18 protein-coding genes and 1 pseudogene are annotated in these 15,556 nt (G+C 56.3%); 13 read left to right on the top strand and 6 right to left on the bottom strand.

What is annotated here, in order from left to right; all coding sequences use genetic code 11:
• Positions 1–2: 2 nt before the first annotated feature.
• Entirely contained in the window at positions 3–614 is a 612-nt protein-coding gene (locus tag AC1MEA_RS20155) for an FMN-dependent NADH-azoreductase (protein WP_219059755.1), read from the bottom strand.
• A 128-nt stretch (positions 615–742) separates the two neighbouring features.
• Here AC1MEA_RS20155 and AC1MEA_RS20150 point away from each other — a divergent pair, with 128 nt between their 5' ends.
• Both AC1MEA_RS20150 and AC1MEA_RS20145 read left to right on the top strand, forming a co-directional pair.
• Complete coding sequence (locus AC1MEA_RS20150) at positions 743–1,651, top strand: LysR substrate-binding domain-containing protein (protein ID WP_219059756.1); 909 nt, start codon at positions 743–745, stop codon at positions 1,649–1,651.
• Between the two features lie 27 nt (positions 1,652–1,678).
• Positions 1,679–2,026 carry an MmcQ/YjbR family DNA-binding protein gene (locus AC1MEA_RS20145; RefSeq protein WP_257604211.1) on the top strand — a complete coding sequence of 116 codons (348 nt, stop codon included), beginning with the start codon at positions 1,679–1,681 and terminating at the stop codon, positions 2,024–2,026.
• On the opposite strand, the gene AC1MEA_RS20140 is transcribed toward AC1MEA_RS20145, so the two are convergent.
• Positions 2,021–2,482 carry a DUF1294 domain-containing protein gene (locus AC1MEA_RS20140; RefSeq protein WP_480417176.1) on the bottom strand — a complete coding sequence of 154 codons (462 nt, stop codon included), beginning with the start codon at positions 2,480–2,482 and terminating at the stop codon, positions 2,021–2,023. The two genes, AC1MEA_RS20145 and AC1MEA_RS20140, sit on opposite strands and share 6 nt — an antisense overlap.
• 11 nt (positions 2,483–2,493) lie before the next feature.
• Complete coding sequence (locus AC1MEA_RS20135) at positions 2,494–3,324, bottom strand: undecaprenyl-diphosphate phosphatase (RefSeq protein WP_480417175.1); 831 nt, start codon at positions 3,322–3,324, stop codon at positions 2,494–2,496.
• 257 nt (positions 3,325–3,581) lie between these two features.
• Between AC1MEA_RS20135 and AC1MEA_RS20130 the strand changes: the two are divergent.
• The 10 genes and pseudogenes from AC1MEA_RS20130 to AC1MEA_RS20085 form a co-directional block, all read left to right on the top strand.
• A pseudogene (locus AC1MEA_RS20130) lies at positions 3,582–4,307 on the top strand (cache domain-containing protein); the annotation flags it as partial.
• A 57-nt stretch (positions 4,308–4,364) separates the two neighbouring features.
• Positions 4,365–5,216: a methyl-accepting chemotaxis protein gene (locus tag AC1MEA_RS20125; protein WP_449635709.1), complete on the top strand. Its 852-nt coding sequence runs from the start codon at positions 4,365–4,367 to the stop codon at positions 5,214–5,216.
• 143 nt (positions 5,217–5,359) lie between these two features.
• A complete protein-coding gene (gene pnuC, locus AC1MEA_RS20120) occupies positions 5,360–5,926 on the top strand; it encodes a nicotinamide riboside transporter PnuC (protein WP_219059761.1) in 567 nt (188 codons plus the stop codon).
• A complete protein-coding gene (locus tag AC1MEA_RS20115; protein ID WP_219060321.1) occupies positions 5,923–6,450 on the top strand; it encodes an AAA family ATPase in 528 nt (175 codons plus the stop codon). The genes pnuC and AC1MEA_RS20115 overlap by 4 nt, the downstream gene beginning before the upstream one ends.
• A 332-nt stretch (positions 6,451–6,782) precedes the next feature.
• Positions 6,783–7,226: a hypothetical protein gene (locus AC1MEA_RS20110; protein WP_257604212.1), complete on the top strand. Its 444-nt coding sequence runs from the start codon at positions 6,783–6,785 to the stop codon at positions 7,224–7,226.
• A 1-nt stretch (position 7,227) separates the two neighbouring features.
• Entirely contained in the window at positions 7,228–7,809 is a 582-nt protein-coding gene (locus AC1MEA_RS20105; protein WP_219059762.1) for an adhesin, read from the top strand.
• A gap of 64 nt (positions 7,810–7,873) precedes the next feature.
• Positions 7,874–8,851 carry a heme utilization protein gene (locus tag AC1MEA_RS20100; RefSeq protein WP_219059763.1) on the top strand — a complete coding sequence of 326 codons (978 nt, stop codon included), beginning with the start codon at positions 7,874–7,876 and terminating at the stop codon, positions 8,849–8,851.
• Between the two features lie 103 nt (positions 8,852–8,954).
• A complete protein-coding gene (locus tag AC1MEA_RS20095) occupies positions 8,955–9,635 on the top strand; it encodes a C39 family peptidase (RefSeq protein ID WP_480417174.1) in 681 nt (226 codons plus the stop codon).
• A 29-nt stretch (positions 9,636–9,664) separates the two neighbouring features.
• The gene (locus AC1MEA_RS20090; RefSeq protein ID WP_480417173.1) at positions 9,665–10,411 is read left to right on the top strand and encodes a hypothetical protein; all 747 of its coding nucleotides are present in this window, start codon (positions 9,665–9,667) and stop codon (positions 10,409–10,411) included.
• A 45-nt stretch (positions 10,412–10,456) separates the two neighbouring features.
• Complete coding sequence (locus AC1MEA_RS20085) at positions 10,457–11,749, top strand: coiled-coil domain-containing protein (protein ID WP_219059766.1); 1,293 nt, start codon at positions 10,457–10,459, stop codon at positions 11,747–11,749.
• 71 nt (positions 11,750–11,820) lie between these two features.
• Here the strand turns inward: AC1MEA_RS20085 and AC1MEA_RS20080 are convergent, their stop codons facing one another.
• Positions 11,821–13,146 (bottom strand): sigma-54 dependent transcriptional regulator, encoded by a 1,326-nt coding sequence (locus AC1MEA_RS20080; RefSeq protein ID WP_480417172.1) that lies wholly within the window; start codon positions 13,144–13,146, stop codon positions 11,821–11,823.
• 372 nt (positions 13,147–13,518) lie between these two features.
• Between AC1MEA_RS20080 and AC1MEA_RS20075 the strand changes: the two genes are divergently transcribed.
• Positions 13,519–13,785 (top strand): hypothetical protein, encoded by a 267-nt coding sequence (locus tag AC1MEA_RS20075; RefSeq protein ID WP_219059768.1) that lies wholly within the window; start codon positions 13,519–13,521, stop codon positions 13,783–13,785.
• A gap of 51 nt (positions 13,786–13,836) precedes the next feature.
• Here the strand turns inward: AC1MEA_RS20075 and AC1MEA_RS20070 are convergent, their stop codons facing one another.
• Both AC1MEA_RS20070 and AC1MEA_RS20065 read right to left on the bottom strand, forming a co-directional pair.
• Positions 13,837–14,403 (bottom strand): vWA domain-containing protein, encoded by a 567-nt coding sequence (locus AC1MEA_RS20070; RefSeq protein ID WP_480918175.1) that lies wholly within the window; start codon positions 14,401–14,403, stop codon positions 13,837–13,839.
• 101 nt (positions 14,404–14,504) lie between these two features.
• Complete coding sequence (locus tag AC1MEA_RS20065) at positions 14,505–15,554, bottom strand: magnesium chelatase ATPase subunit I (protein ID WP_480417171.1); 1,050 nt, start codon at positions 15,552–15,554, stop codon at positions 14,505–14,507.
• Positions 15,555–15,556: the final 2 nt, after the last annotated feature.

The following is a 15,556-nucleotide window of genomic DNA, read 5'->3' as shown; positions in this document are numbered from 1 at the left end:
GATCAAGCGGTGGCGAACAACGCTTCGCTGATGTGCTTGCGGGCTGAAGCCATTGCATTGGCACGTGGTTCATCACCGTACGCCAGGCCATGGGCGAAGACGAATTGCAGGTCAGTCACACCGATGAAGCCAAACAGTACCTTGAGCAGGTCCTCGTGACCCACGCTGGTCGGCTGGCCGACGTGCAGGCCACCGGCAGTGGAGACAATGATGACTTTTTTGCCGCCGCAGAGGCCTTCGGGCCCGGTTTCGCTGTAGCGGAAGGTACGGCCAGCGACAGTCACCCGGTCGATCCAGGCCTTGAGTTGGCTTGGAATGGTGAAGTTGTACATCGGCGCGCCGATCACAACCACGTCAGCGGCCAGGAACTCCTGCAGAGTCGCTTCGTTCAGGTCGACGTCGGCCTGCTGCGCAGCATTGCGAGCCTCACTTGGCGTGCCGGCAGCGGCAAGGCTGGCAGCGGAAAAATGGCCCAGCGCATCATTTGCCAGATCGTGATAAGTCACTTGGCCGTCAGTTTCGACTGCCTGCCAGGCCTGAACGACGCTTTGGCTGAGTTGGCGAGAAGCAGAGTGGTCACCAAGGATGCTGGAATCGAGATGCAGAAGTTTCATAGGGCTCTCCAAGAAGGGATCGCCGCCGGGCGATCAAGTACGGATAATCCTACAGGGCAAACCAATTCATGATTAGTCAGCGTAAATGCGATAGTTTGTCCTATATATAGAACAGTCGAGGCATCTGCATGCAAGACCTTAACGATCTTTATTACTTCGCAAAAGTCGTCGAGGCCGGAGGCTTCGCGGCTGCGGGACGTTTGCTCGGCATCCCCAAATCCCGCCTGTCTCGACGTATCGCCGAGCTGGAAACCCGCCTCAACGCAAGCCTGCTGCAACGCACAACACGCAAACTGTCGCTGACAGCGGTTGGCGAGCGTTACCTGCAACATTGCCAAGCCATGTTGCTGGAAGCGGAAATGGCCGATGAAGCCGTCGCATCACTGTCGGCCGAACCTCGCGGGCGGCTACGGGTGTCCTGCCCGGCCGGCTTGATCCATTGGAATCTGGCCAGCGTGATCAGCTCGTTTCTGGCAAGTCACCCACAGGTCCAGCTGGAAATGTTGCTGGTCAATCGACGTGTCGATCTGGTGAATGAGGGCATCGATGTCGCGTTACGGGTGCGTGACATCGGCGATGAAGACCCCAGCCTGATCGTACGCCAACTGGCACCGGCTCTTGCCGCACTGGTAGCGTCACCCACTTTGCTGACCGGTCGCGTCATCAGTACACCTCGGGACTTGGCGAGCCTGCCGGTACTGGGCGCTATCGAGGCTGATCGGATGGTCCACTACGATCTGGTCCATAGCAGCGGCGAGCGATGTGAAGTCGCGATTGAGGCGCGCCTGGCCATCGATGATTTCCCTATCCGCAAAAGCGCCGCCTTGAGTGGACTGGGTCTGACCATGTTGCCGATGATGAACTGCCGTGAAGAATTGGCTGACGGGCGTCTGATTCAGTTGCTGCCTGATTGGTCACTGCCGGGCGGACACCTGCAAGCGGCTTATACCCAGCGGCGCGGTATGCTTCCGGCGGTGAGGGCATGGATTGATCACATCAGCAACGCGTTCACTCATGACCTGCACGGTCATGAGTGAACGCCAATGATAGAGAGGAAAGCGAGGATGAATCCTGAGCAAGTGGCGCAGTTTTGTCTGCAACTGCCTGGTGCCCGCGAGGATTACAAATGGGGGGGCACACGAGTGTTTTCAGTGGCAACAAACAAGATGTTCGCAGTGCTTGATCTGGCAGGCGCCGGGCTGTCGTTCAAAATCGGTGCCGAGCTGTTTCTGGGTTATGTCGACCGACCGGGTATCCGCCCCGCGCCCTATCTGGCGCGTGCGTACTGGATCAGCGTGGCACCGCCCTACCCCATGAGCGACAACGAGTTGCGCGATCTGCTGACACGCTCGCATCAGTTGGTGGTGAGCAAATTGCCCAAAATCCGACAGGTAGGTTTGAAGGTGTCATGAGAAATGGCGGGGAAGGAAATTGCCTTGCAGAAACAAGAGGTCGATCCAGAATACCTGATGCAGCAGAACGATCATCCAGAACACCGTTTGATAAGAGAGTTTGCGGGTTTTGTGCCGAAAGCGTTGCTGTGCCAGCAAGGCACCCGGCCAGCCGCCCAGCAACTCGACGCCATGCAGGACTTTCTCCGGCATGCGCCAGCCGTCATTGCGGGCCCTGTTTTTATCGTGCCAATAGAGAAAGAACGCCAGCAAACTCATCACTGCGTAAGCGCTGGCCGGGATCGCTGAAACGCCCCTGATTGCCATCGACAGCGCGCCGAAGCCTGGCAACGCGCACAACCCCAAGAGGATGAGGAGCTTGAGCCGAACATGCTGCACCGACTGTTTTGGCCGGCGTGCATCGGCGCCTGGCTTGCCCTGTCCAGACTTTCCTTGAGACTGCGTGCGTTGCTCCATCGGTTTGATCCTTACGCGGCCGCAGAGGACCAGTCGATCCAGCCAAACTGCCAGGTCGCCAGAATCACCAGGCCGAAAGCGATCCGGTACCAGGCAAACACCGCATAGGTATGGGTGGAGATGAACTTGAGCAGCGCGCGAACCGCGATCATGGCGAAAATGAACGAGGTCACAAAACCGATGGCAATCACCGGCAAATCATCGTGCTGGAACAGAGTGCGATATTTATAGGCCGAATAGACCGCCGCACCGACCATGGTTGGCATGGCGAGGAAGAACGAGAACTCGGTAGCCGCCTTGCGTGACAGGCCGAACAGCAGTCCGCCGATGATGGTTGCGCCAGAACGCGAGGTGCCTGGAATCATCGCCAGACACTGAGCACAACCCACTTTCAGGGCATCGACCCAGGTCATTTCATCGACGGTTTCAGCGCGCACTACATGTTGGCGGCGCTCGGCCCACAACATGATCACCCCGCCCACCACCAAGGCTGTCGCGACAGTGATCGGGTTGAACAGGTATTTGTGAATCAAATCGGCAAACAACACCCCAAGCACAATGGCCGGGAGGACCCCAATAATCAGGTTAACCGTGAAGCGTTGAGCTTCGGCCTGTTTAGGCAGCCCGATGACCACATCGATAATCTTGCGTCGAAACTCCCAGACCACCGCCAGAATCGCCCCTAGCTGAATAATGATGTTGAAGGCCATCGCCCTCTCACCGTCAAAATTGATCAAGTCCGCGACAATAATCTGGTGACCGGTGCTGGAAACCGGCAAAAACTCGGTCAACCCTTCTACAACCCCAAGAATCAATGCCTGTGCGGCAGTCCAAAGATCCATCATTCCCCCATGAAGCAATGCTCTTGGCATGCCCCTTTAGTGTTTTCAATACGATTGCAGGCAAGACATGCGACGTGCGTGGGACCGACATGATGATTGCCATAACGTGAAAATCACGTGTGCTACTCATGTTTAGTCGAAAAACGCCGAAAGCCTATCAGACATGATGAATTAACGCTCTAGCATGCCCCGCATGGCGCATACTTTGATCCGATTGTAAGACGAAAAAAGAACAATATTTAAAGGAGCGGAGTTTCATGAATAGCTTGCGCAGTTTGTCGATCAGCCGTCGGTTGTGGCTGATCCTAGTGGTCTCTGTGCTGATGCTGTTGACGCTTGGGGGTTTGATGCTCAAGCAGATCCACACTGACCTGTATGCCGCCAAGGCGGAAAAAACCCAGCAGATTGTGGAGGCCGCCGGTGGCATCCTCTCGTACTTCCACGGCCAGGAAACCTCCGGCAAGCTCACTCGTGAACAAGCCCAACAACAAGCCCAGGCTGCAGTACGCGGGTTGCGCTACAACCAGAACGAGTATTTTTGGATCAACGACCTGCGACCGGTGATGATCATGCACCCGGTCAATCAGAAGCTTGAAGGCCAGGACCTGTCTGCGATCAAAGACCCGGATGGCGTTGCTCTGTTTAACGAGATGGTTACTGTCGCCAAAACCAAAGGCGCAGGTCCCATCGGCTATCGCTGGCCGAAACCTGGCTCCAGCGAACCCGTGGAGAAAACCTCTTATGTGAAATTGTTCGAGCCTTGGGGCTGGATACTCGGTTCAGGCGTGTACATCGATGATATGCAGGCCGAGTTCTACGGCCAGGTGTGGAAAGCTTCCTTTGCAGGCCTGAGCATCGCGCTGGTTATGGCGCTGCTGGTGGTGATGATTTCCCGAAGCATTGTCCGGCCATTACAAGATGCCGTCGACGCCATGGCCAACATCGCCAGCGGTGAAAGTGACCTGACACGGAGTCTGGATACTCACGGTCAGGACGAAGTCTCGCAACTCGCGACCCACTTCAACGCCTTCACGACAAAAATGCATACGGTCGTGCGCCAATTGCTGGAAGCTGCTGCGGCATTGGGCCAGGCAGCCACTGAACTGGGCAGCAACGCAAGCCAGGCTCAATCGCACAGTGAGCAACAGTCGCAACAAATGGAGTTGGTGGCAACGGCCATTAATGAAGTGACCTATGGCGTACAGGATGTCGCGAAAAACGCCGAACAGGCCGCCAGCGAAATGCGCGACGCCGAAGCCCAGGCCAAACAAGGGCAGGTCAACATCGAAAGCAGCCTGCGCCAGATCGATCAATTGTCTAGCACCATCACCCAGGCGGTGACCGTTATTCAAACCCTCGCGGCGGAAAGCACGCAGATCGGCAGTGTCCTGGAGGTGATTCGTTCTATTGCCGACCAGACCAACCTGCTGGCGTTAAACGCTGCCATCGAAGCGGCTCGCGCTGGTGAACAAGGCCGTGGCTTTGCTGTGGTAGCCGATGAGGTGCGCCTGTTGGCACAACGCACGCAAAAATCGACGGCTGAAATTCAGTCGATGATTGAACGCCTGCAACACCATTCCGATGCGGCAGTCAAAGTCATCGGCGACAGCAGTCACGCTTCGCAGCTAACCATCGAGCAAGCCAGCCAGGCCGGTGAAAGCCTGAACTCGATTGCTCAGGCATTGCGCAACCTCAATGGCCTGAACGCCTCAATCGCCAGCGCGACCCTGCAACAGGCGCATGTGGTCGAGGACATCAATCAGAACGTCACCCAGGCGGCTGGTCTGTCACAAAACACCACCTACGCGGCCGAACGCTCCAGTGAAGCCAGTGTGCACCTGCGAGACCTGAGCAATCAGTTGAATCGATTGCTGGGTCAGTTTCGGGTATAGACCTGATCCCACAGGATGTATAAGGGCACTTGCTACAAGTGCCCTGCCTCACGCCCGTTGTTGTAAAGCCATCCCCCTCGCCTCGCGCTTATCCGCTTACAATCGTCCCCCCGATTTCCCCTCGTGTCCCCTAAGGAGTTGTCATGTCCGGGCTTGAACTGTTCGCGGCCGTGCTAGGCGTGATCGCCGTCTGGCTGACGGTGAAACAGAATGCCTGGTGCTGGCCCATCGGCCTGGTCATGGTGCTGCTTTATTCTTGGGTTTTCTTTGAGGTGAAGCTGTACTCGGACATGCTTTTGCAAATGATCTATGCCGTGTTGCAGCTTTACGGCTGGAGGCAATGGACCCGGCGAAGCGAGGTGCAGCAAGGTCGCGTCATCACGTATCTGGGCACCGGCCCGCTGTTGTTCAGTCTGGCGCTGGGCGCGTTGCTCAGCGTGGCGTTAGGCGCTGCAATGGCTCACTTTACCGACGCGGCACAACCCTGGCTGGACGCCGCGCTGACCGGTTTCAGCTTGGTGGCCCAAGTATGGATGGCGCAAAAACGCATCCAGTGTTGGCCTCTGTGGATGGTGCTGGATGTGATTTTCGTCGGCCTGTTCCTTTATAAGGGCCTGTACCTCACCGCGGCACTGTATGCGTTATTTATGCTGATCGCCTTACTGGGCTGGCGCGAATGGCGCAATCATCAGGCTCTGGCAGCCCGATGAAAGTGCTGGTGCTGGCGGGACCTGAATCCAGTGGCAAAAGCTGGCTCGCGGCCCGGATACAAGCCCGCTTCGGCGGTGAACTGGTGAGTGAATATGTTCGCTACTTCATCGAACAACAGGCACGCGATACTTGCTACGCCGATATCCAGAGCATTGCAGAGGGTCAACTGGCCTGGGAAGACGCTGCTCGAGCGAGGCAGCCTGGACTGCTTATTCTCGACACCCACCTGCTGAGCAATATGCTCTGGAGCCACACGCTATTCGGCGATTGCCCTGGCTGGCTCGAACAGCAGCTTTTAGCTCGCCATTACGATTTGCACCTGTTGTTGGCGCCTGAAGGGGTCGACTGGATTAGCGATGGTCAACGCTGCCAGCCGGCCCTGAGTGAGCGCCAGGCGTTTTTTGCAGCCAGCCAGCAATGGTTGGAGCGCCATCAACAACCGTACTGCGTAATCAGTGGCAAGCAGGACAGCCGGCGCGAACAGGCATTTGCGTCTATCGGTCTTTTATTGAGTGTGCCATAAGCCGCTTCAAGGTCGATTCGCGGTAGCGGATGTCCATTTATGAAACACATCACTCACGCTAAAAGCCCGAGCCAGACAGGTTCAGCTTTTTATCGATCAATCTGTTAAGCCAGTGATACAGCCGGCAGCGAGATCGATTGTCTCCACAGCCTGATGTGCAGGCTCTTCTATCCAATTGAAGCTGTTTCACCATCGTTACATCGATGTTGAAAGCCTTTGAGCTATCACGCTCAACCCATTGATTTACTTAACACTATTAAAAGCGGCACAGCTCCTGCTCTCCTTCTTGCATCGCTGATTAGGGCCAGCGCATCAACTAAGGAAGAGCAGTCATGGGGCGTTTTGAAAAGGGTATGTTTGGCCTCCTATTCGTCGGATGCGTCAGCGGCGCGTCCTTTAGTCTCCCCGCACACGCAGGCGACGGCGTTATTGTCTTGCAGCGCACCGTTCAGCCCCATGTTGCCACTCGTTCACTGATGCGCCCGGACCCAAATCCCACCACGGTTAACACTAATGTTTCCAGCCGGGTCACCGGGGCACTGGATAACGGCGAGTTGTCAGACGGTGATTTCGCCAATGTCACCAGCGGCGCCACGATCAACCACTTGCTTATGCCTAACGGCACCCTGCACGGCTTGAATACAGTTGATCGAGGGGTGTCCACAGGGCTGGGCGCCAGTCATTCGGGCGGTGCCACTGGCGGTATAGGCGGTCAGGTCACCAGTTCCGTCCAGCAAGGTCTTGCTCCGTTGCGCATGATGACGGGAGACCGCTGAGATGACCCGCTCACTCCTCATGGTAGCCATGTTCTGCTCCTGCGCGGCCCTGGCCGACTCAAACACCCCTGTGGTTGATCAGGCAGTCATTGGCAGCGCTGGCCAGAACTATCAAGGCAACTTTTCCGTCAACCAGGCTGCTGGCGATCAACAGCAACAAATCAATGGCCGGGCCATCGCCATTGGTACTACTGAAGCACAGGCCACTGGCCAATATCGTCAACAACTCAATACCCGGATCGACCCGCTACGAAACGCGCGATCAGCCATCGAAGGCAGCGCCTTCAGCAATGGCAGCGGGATCCTGGGGGTCAACCAGTCTTCCGGCGCCAACAATCAACAAATTAACGCAGTGCGCCTGGGCATCAGTGCCCAGGCGCAAAGCATCGACGACAGCGTCCTGTCACAGCAAAACGTGGCGCTGTTGCAAGGCTCCGGCACAACCGAGCACTCCCCCGGCAACCGCCAGGTCGCTACCAGCGATCAGGCCTTCACCGGTAGTCGAGGGGTTGTTCAGTTGAACCAGAGCGCTGGGGTGGGAAACCAATCGGTCAACACCCTGAGCGTAAGGGTCTCCAACTGACCCAAAGCGGTACAGCAACACAACGTTCCAACACTTAGCAATCTAATAAGAATGGAGAAACACCATGAAACCTACAATGGCAATCAAGCCTCTGGTCTTCGCACTGGCAGCGATCATGGCTGTGGCAGCACAAGCCGATGGACGCGGTGGTAACAATAACAACCACAACGGCCATGAAAACAATGATCCTAGCCCCCTGCTCGGGCTTCTGATCAATGCTGGTTCTGCCGCAACAGTGATGGATTCACAAAACAGCTATGGCAACACGGTCCTCAACCAAGGCACTCGAAACAGCGCCACGGTCGATAGCTCGGGCTCCAATGCCAATGGCAACCTGGGGATTAACGTCGCGGGCGGCGACGCTAACCAACAGGACAACGCTGCTGCCATCGCTACGGCCGATGAAAACTTCATTTTCGGTAGCGCGATCTCTGCATCCAGTGCCACTCAGACCAACAGCGGTAACACGGCTGCCAACTACTCCACCCGCAGCACCACCACCCTCTCGAACTCGGCCAATGGCAGCTCCGGCAACATTGGTATCAACGTGACGTCTGGCGACTACAACCAACAGAAAAACAATCTGGCGATTGCAGTGTCCGGTGGTCGGGTGGCAACAGCTTCGGCGTCGGCTAACCAAACGTCCAACGGCACGTCGGTTAGTAACTATGCTGATCGTAGTTACGAAAAAACCACCCTGAAAGCCACCGTCGATGTGACAGGCAGCTATAAAGGTAAAGGGGAAGGCTACGTTTACGACAACGACAGTCATGGTGGCGGTTGGGGCAACAATGACAGCCGCAACAACAATGACAAAAACAAATTGGCCTTCACTGAAAGTGGCACTGTGGAGTTGAGCGGCGTAGCGACCTATCAGGTGTTGACCCCTACTGGTTGGGCAAATCCTGTGACCAACAGCGCGACCCTGAGCAACTCGCTGAACAATGTGTCGGGTAACGTCGGCGCTAACGTTTCTGCGGGCATTGGCAACCAACAAAGCAACTCGCTGTCCATCGCCGCAGGCTGCAAAGCCTGCATGTAAGTGCGACGGTAATCAGGGGTTCTCGCAAGAGAACCCCTTTTTCCAAGCGTTATTGGAAGTCTTACTTTGCTGAAGTGACTCAAACGTCCAAGGCGTAATGATCATGCGCAGTATCGCCCTCTTCTGCCTGTTGTTGATTGCAGGCCTGTCACATGCAGGTCAAATGGCGGTCCCCGGTTTACCGGGTGCCAATCTGATCTACAAGCACGTTCAAAGCTTGCGCGAACGGCGTTTCAGCGATCTGGTGGAACAAAAAACTGATTTTAGCTGTGGCGCCGCCGCGCTGGCCACTGTGTTGCGTCAGGCCTACTGGCTGGACGTGACTGAGAACCAGCTTATCGAAGGCATGCTCCTCACTGCGGACCAGGACCTTGTGCGTACACAGGGCTTCTCCATGCTCGATATGAAACGCTACGTCGAAAGCATCGGCATGCGTGCCCGAGGCTACCGAATTCCTTCGGAAAGCCTTGACCGCCTGACCATTCCGGTCGTGGTGCTGATGGATATTCGCGGCTACAAGCATTTCGTCGTGCTGCAAAAGACTGAGAAGAATTGGGTGTACATCGGTGATCCCGTGCTCGGTCACAAGCGCTATTCCCGTGAAGACTTCACCAAAGGCTGGAACGGCATTATTTTCGCGGTCATCGGTCCCGGGTATGACAAACATAACGCCCTGCTGGATCCGCCGTTGCCATTAACCGCCAGAGGTCGCGTGGATACCTTTAACCCGGTCAAGGATGCAGAGTTGATGGAGTTTGGCTTTTTGCAAAGTGATTTCTTCTAATAATAATAAAGTGGCAATGGGAGCAGCACATGAAAATCCACCACTGGCTGGCCGCTGCCTGCATGGTTGCTAGTCTGCCGACGCATGCCACGTCGGTCTTCAACCCCATAGAACTCAAGGATCAGGAATTGGCCCAGTTACGCGGTCGTTATGTGATGCCGGACCGTATTGTTTATTTCGGCATGACCATGACCAGCACTTGGCAAAATGCCTCGGGCGATGTGCTCGGCGCGCAAACCACACTGCACATGCAGCAAAACACAATAAAACCGCAATTCTATGTGTCACTCATCAATCAAAAGGGGGATGGTTCAACACCTACTGACGGTACCGGCTCAATCACCGGGGGTGGCGGGCTCACCGCTCTTCAAGGCGTGACGCAAAGTACACGCACTGCCGGCGACGGTAATCTTTCCAGCAACAACGTTGATATCAACGTTCAGCAGAACGGCCAGGCGCCCGTTCTAACCACCAACCAGGGTCAGGTGTTGACCAGCGGCGCAACGATCACGGAGGCTAACCGCGCCGGGAGCCTGACGGTTTCGTCCAGTAATGGTGGAGTGCAGTTGGCCATTCAGGCCGGCAATAACCAGGGCGACTCAATGCAGCGTATTGCCGCGGGCGGTGTTCTGCAGGCGACCAATCTAATGGGGACAAAAAATCAAGTTCAAAACTTGACGCAATTGAATATTGTGCTACGAAACGATTTACCCTCCCCGGGTACGCTGAATTGTAATCTGGATCAATTAAAGAGCCTCCGGTCCGCCGGTTATTGATCTACGCTCTGATTCATAAAACAGCTAACAGGGATGGCTATTCCTATGTATCGTTCGTTCTCGTTTCGCGCGGTTGTTTGTTTGAGTGCGCTGTTGCCCGCTACATTTACTCAGGCAGCAACAGACACTGATGTCGAGACATTGAAGCAAGAACTTCTGGAGTTGAAACAACGTTACGATGTGCAGCAAAAGGCACTGATGGTGCTTGAACAACGGGTCCGTCAGGTTGAAGATCAGCCGGCGACGCCTCAGCCCAAACGACTGGTGCGCTCACCGGCGACGCCTGCAAACAAGGGCAGCGGCGTTGCTGTAGCCAGCAGCGATGGCCGTACGACGGGGACAGGCAGCTCTTATGGTCAGTCACTTAAAGATGACTCGCAACCGGCACAAAGCGTGAGCAACCTGTACGACGAGGCCAGCGGGTTTTTCGGTGGAGGCAAGTTTAGCCTGGAAACCGGCATCACCTATGCTCACTACGACACTAATCAACTGATCCTTAATGGTTTTCTGGCACTGGATTCGATTTTTCTGGGCAATATCGGCATCGACAAGATCAAGGCCGATAACTGGACCCTGGACTTGACCGGACGCTACAACTTCGACCAGCGTTGGCAGGTCGATCTCAACGTGCCCGTTATTTACCGGGAAACCACCTACTCTTCAGCCGGTGCCGGCAACTCGACAAGTCAGATCTCCGAAGTCAGCGAAAAACGTGATCCGACCCTGGGCGATATCAACGCCGGGATCGCCTATAAGTTTCTTGATGAAACCGCTGACACCCCGGATGCGATCTTTACCCTGCGTCTAAAAGCGCCTACCGGCAAAGAGCCCTACGGCATCAAGTTGCACACGTCCAGTCAGAACGACAGCCTCTCGACACCTGAAAGCCTACCGACCGGCAACGGCGTATGGTCATTGACACCTGGCCTCTCTCTGATCAAAACCATCGACCCGGCGGTCCTGTTCGGCAGCATCGCTTATACCTACAACATGGAAGAATCATTCGGCGATATCAGCCCCACTCAAGACACGAAAGTCCCAGGCAAAGTTAAATTGGGCGACACATTCCAGATCGGGGCCGGTATCGCCTTCGCCCTGAACGAGAAGATGAGCATGTCGTTTTCGGTGTCTGACCTGATCGCAATGAAAAGCAAGATCAAACAGCAAGGTCAGGGATGGGAAACAGTCAGCAACAGCGATGCCAATGCGGGGTACTTCAACATTGGCATGACCATGGCTGTATCAGACAAACTGACCATCGTGCCCAACCTTTCCATTGGCCTGACTAACGATGCGCCAGACTTTACCTTCAGCCTGAAATTCCCGTACTACTTCTGACCCCTTCTATCAGCCGCTTCAACTAAAAAACCCGCGATGATCGCGGGTTTTTTAGTAGTGGGGCTAATGCATTAGCGAATCTGATGTTTGTGCAGCAATCTGTAAAAAGTCGGCCGTGACACACCCAATACTTTGGCGGCAACACTCAGGTTATCGCTGTGACGCGTCAGCACATCACACAACGCCTGACGCTCCGCACGGGACTTGTAATCATCGAGGGTGCCCATGATGGCAGTGACCTCCTGATTACCGACCAGCCCCAGGTCAGCGGCCTCGATTTGTCGCCCCTCGGCCAACACCAGACCACGCCGTACCCGATTAGCCAGCTCGCGAACGTTACCCGGCCAGTCATGCTTGCCCATGGCGACCAGCGCATCCTGGCTGAAACTACGTGGGCGACGGCCCGTTTCCTGGCTGTAGACGTGGGCGAAATGATTGGCCAACATCGCCAGATCTCCGTGCCGCTCACGCAAAGGTGCAGTGACCACTTGCAAGACATTCAGGCGGTAATACAGGTCTTCGCGAAACCGCCCTTGGCGAATAGCCGCTTCAAGGTCGACGTGGGTGGCGGCCAACACACGAACGTCGACAGCGATCGGCTCACGTCCGCCGACTCTCTCAATATGTTTTTCCTGAAGAAACCGCAGCAGATTGGCCTGCAATTCCAGGGGCAGATCGCCGATTTCATCAAGGAACAGTGTCCCGCCGTTGGCGGCTTCGATTCGTCCGATTTTGCGCTGATGGGCGCCCGTGAAGGCGCCTTTCTCATGACCGAACAGCTCGGACTGAATCAAATGCTCAGGAATGGCACCGCAGTTGATCGCAACGAACGGCTTGCCTTTGCGTTGGGACTGGAGGTGCAAGGTCCGGGCTACCAGTTCTTTGCCAGTACCACTTTCCCCCCGAATCAGAACAGGAGACTCGGTCGGCGCCAGTTTGCTCAACAACTTGCGTAATTCACGAATCGGTCGGCTTTCGCCCAACAGTTCATGTTCAGGTTCGTGCACATGGGCCACTCCCTGCCCGCGCAGCCTCGCCATGCCGTACGCGCGGCCCAAGGTTACTTGCACCCTTGAAACATCGAACGGCAAGGTATGGAAGTCGAAAAACCACTCGCAAACAAAATCCCCCACCTTTTGCAGGCGCAACTCATCGGGGCTGAGCACCGCAATCCATTCGGTATGGCTGCGGCTGATCAACTCCTTGACTGCTTCAGGGTGTTCGACATGGTAAGGCATCAGGCGGATCAAACCGACGTCACAGGTTTGTTCTGCGGCTAATTCAAGGGTACTGCTGTGCACGTCCCAGCCAGCCTCACGGAGAGCGGGAATCAAACGATGGCAATCATCGCAAGGGTCGACGACCAATAGGCGACGTAGTGGAGCCGATTCATGCATAGAGGTTCCTTGGCGCCAATATTTAGAAATCGTTTTATAAACAGTAAGTTGGCAAAGCTGGCTGTTACATTAGCAAAAATTTGACACTCGCTTGTACCGTTTAACTATAAGTGTCATTCCAAAAAGAACTAAAAAAATCAGACGATTCATTCAACTATTCAGTCTACTAATTATGCGCACTGACGATGTTCTGCAAAGACGTCGCCGATGCGCGGCAGGCGGCAAGGGTACCGTTGGTAGGGAATTATTAAATTATCGACAGACCGTTGTGACTTACATGACCTCTTGCGTCATCAGTACAAGTAACCAGCCGAACGGTAAGCCCACCCCTCGGCGTCGATTGAATTTATTTGGGCACGGAGAGAAACGACCATGAACACCCCACTGCGCTTTAACGAAGCCCTTTTGATCGCTGGTCATGCCTTCGAACCCTTTCAATGCGTCGCTTGGGCACCGCAAGACGGTAACGGCGAACTCAGCCTGACCGTTATCGATCGCACCAACACCCGAATCGGACGCAAACAGATCCCAAGCAGCACCTATAGCGACCCTGCTCAGCTGGAAAGTCTGTTGGAGCAAGCCCGGGCCGAAATCAGTCAGGAAGGCTACCGCCTGATGCCCTGGACCATGCCAGAGTGAATTGAAGTAACTCGTCTCTGAAAACACTGCAGAACCGTGCTTATTTAGTGTTCAGCGAACCCGAGTTAACGATTCAATATGACAATACTCAGCCCCTAACGCTGAGGCCAGTTGCACCGCTCGCCCCAGGCGAATCGGACCCTGCTCTATGTCTATCAGCAGGCTCGGGCAACTCAGCTCAGGCACAACCGGCAGAGCCTTGATCCGGCCATCGGTCAATAGCAGCAGGCGTTGCTGTTCGGTCGGGTGTTGTTTTTGACGCAAGGTGAGCCAGTGTGCAGCTTGTTCCAGTGCGTCGAGCAGCGGCGTGCCACCCCCCGCGCCCAGTGCGTTAAGCCAGGGCTGTAATGCGGCGGATGCTTTGAGGCCTTGATGTTGCCAGTGCGGGGTATTGCCGCTGGCGGTGAGCAATGCCAGGCGGACGCGGCGACGGTAAGCATCGTCGAACAGCTGACTCAATAGGCCTTTGGCCTGACTCAAGGCCTGATGTCGCCGGGTCGAGGCTGATGCATCGACAATGACCAGCCATAGCGCCTGAGGGCGACTGCTGCGCGGCTTTCGAATCAGGTCTTTGCGCCGTTTCGGGCGGCCGCGCAACAGGGTCGGCAACCAATCGATGGCGCCATCGGACCCGGCGCGGGCCGCACCGGTTCTGCCGCCACTGAGTCTTCCTGGCTGAGGCGTGGCATCCGCCCCCGGTGTCGAATGAGGGCGGATGCCTACGGCTTTTTTGGCCAGCTCGGCACTTCGCGGCGCATACCGACAGGCATCGCCTGCGCAGGCATCTCGCCCCAACTGCCCTGCCCACCTTCCAGACTCTCACTCTGCTCGTCAGGAGGGGTATTGCCAGACGTTGTTTGCGGCGGGGTCGGTGGTAGCGGCGCCTCGGCAGGCGGCGGAGCTTTTGCGGATGGCGCGCTGATGCTACGGCGATGACGCAGGGCAAATTCAGCGACCGCATCGATATCCTCAGCCGTGATCTGCCAGGCACCGCGCCAGGCGGCATGAGCTCGTGCCGCGCGCAGCCAGACCAAATCCGCACGCAACCCGTCCACACCCGCAGCAAAACAGCGCTCGGTAATCTGCCCAAGTGCCTGATCGTCCAGGGGGACTGTCGGCAGCAGCGCGCGCGCCTGTTCGCAACGCTGTTTCAAGGCGCTCTGCTGATCCGCCCACAGCTCACAGAACGCAACGGGATCAGCATCGAAATCCAGTCGCCGGCGAATGATTTTTCCACGCTCGGCCGGGACCGTAGGGCCACTCAACACTACGTTCAAACCGAAGCGATCCAGCAATTGCGGGCGCAGCTCGCCCTCTTCCGGGTTCATCGTCCCAATCAGGACAAACCGCGCAGGATGACGATGGGAGATGCCATCGCGCTCGACAATGTTGGTCCCGCTGGCCGCGACATCCAGCAGCAAATCGACCAGATGGTCGGCCAGCAGATTGACCTCGTCGACATACAGCACGCCGCCATCAGCTTTGGCCAACACACCTGGCGAGAACTGCGCCCGGCCTTCTCCGAGGACCGCGTCCAGGTCCAGCGTGCCCACCAGGCGCTCCTCTGTCGCCCCCAGCGGCAATGTGACAAATTGCCCGCTGGCCAGCAAATCAGCCAGACCACGCGCAAGCGTTGACTTGGCCATACCGCGCGGGCCTTCGATCAGGATGCCGCCAATCCTGGGGTCGATCGCTGTCAGGCACAGCGCCAGTTTCAGCTCTTCGGCACCGACCACCGCAGCCAATGGGAAATGCGGGATATCGCTCATGC

This window comes from Pseudomonas sp. ASL8 (genome assembly GCF_056680355.1).
This window is presented reverse-complemented; position numbering and strand designations above follow the sequence as displayed.

What these genes read in the sequence shown, in the direction of transcription:
- AC1MEA_RS20155 (WP_219059755.1), bottom strand. Translation starts at nt 614, where the DNA reads ATGAAACTTCTGCATCTCGATTCCAGCATCCTTGGTGACCACTCTGCT.
- AC1MEA_RS20150 (WP_219059756.1), top strand. Translation starts at nt 743, where the DNA reads ATGCAAGACCTTAACGATCTTTATTACTTCGCAAAAGTCGTCGAGGCC.
- AC1MEA_RS20145 (WP_257604211.1), top strand. Translation starts at nt 1,679, where the DNA reads ATGAATCCTGAGCAAGTGGCGCAGTTTTGTCTGCAACTGCCTGGTGCC.
- AC1MEA_RS20140 (WP_480417176.1), bottom strand. Translation starts at nt 2,482, where the DNA reads ATGGAGCAACGCACGCAGTCTCAAGGAAAGTCTGGACAGGGCAAGCCA.
- AC1MEA_RS20135 (WP_480417175.1), bottom strand. Translation starts at nt 3,324, where the DNA reads ATGGATCTTTGGACTGCCGCACAGGCATTGATTCTTGGGGTTGTAGAA.
- AC1MEA_RS20125 (WP_449635709.1), top strand. Translation starts at nt 4,365, where the DNA reads ATGCATACGGTCGTGCGCCAATTGCTGGAAGCTGCTGCGGCATTGGGC.
- pnuC (WP_219059761.1), top strand. Translation starts at nt 5,360, where the DNA reads ATGTCCGGGCTTGAACTGTTCGCGGCCGTGCTAGGCGTGATCGCCGTC.
- AC1MEA_RS20115 (WP_219060321.1), top strand. Translation starts at nt 5,923, where the DNA reads ATGAAAGTGCTGGTGCTGGCGGGACCTGAATCCAGTGGCAAAAGCTGG.
- AC1MEA_RS20110 (WP_257604212.1), top strand. Translation starts at nt 6,783, where the DNA reads ATGGGGCGTTTTGAAAAGGGTATGTTTGGCCTCCTATTCGTCGGATGC.
- AC1MEA_RS20105 (WP_219059762.1), top strand. Translation starts at nt 7,228, where the DNA reads ATGACCCGCTCACTCCTCATGGTAGCCATGTTCTGCTCCTGCGCGGCC.
- AC1MEA_RS20100 (WP_219059763.1), top strand. Translation starts at nt 7,874, where the DNA reads ATGAAACCTACAATGGCAATCAAGCCTCTGGTCTTCGCACTGGCAGCG.
- AC1MEA_RS20095 (WP_480417174.1), top strand. Translation starts at nt 8,955, where the DNA reads ATGCGCAGTATCGCCCTCTTCTGCCTGTTGTTGATTGCAGGCCTGTCA.
- AC1MEA_RS20090 (WP_480417173.1), top strand. Translation starts at nt 9,665, where the DNA reads ATGAAAATCCACCACTGGCTGGCCGCTGCCTGCATGGTTGCTAGTCTG.
- AC1MEA_RS20085 (WP_219059766.1), top strand. Translation starts at nt 10,457, where the DNA reads ATGTATCGTTCGTTCTCGTTTCGCGCGGTTGTTTGTTTGAGTGCGCTG.
- AC1MEA_RS20080 (WP_480417172.1), bottom strand. Translation starts at nt 13,146, where the DNA reads ATGCATGAATCGGCTCCACTACGTCGCCTATTGGTCGTCGACCCTTGC.
- AC1MEA_RS20075 (WP_219059768.1), top strand. Translation starts at nt 13,519, where the DNA reads ATGAACACCCCACTGCGCTTTAACGAAGCCCTTTTGATCGCTGGTCAT.
- AC1MEA_RS20065 (WP_480417171.1), bottom strand. Translation starts at nt 15,554, where the DNA reads ATGAGCGATATCCCGCATTTCCCATTGGCTGCGGTGGTCGGTGCCGAA.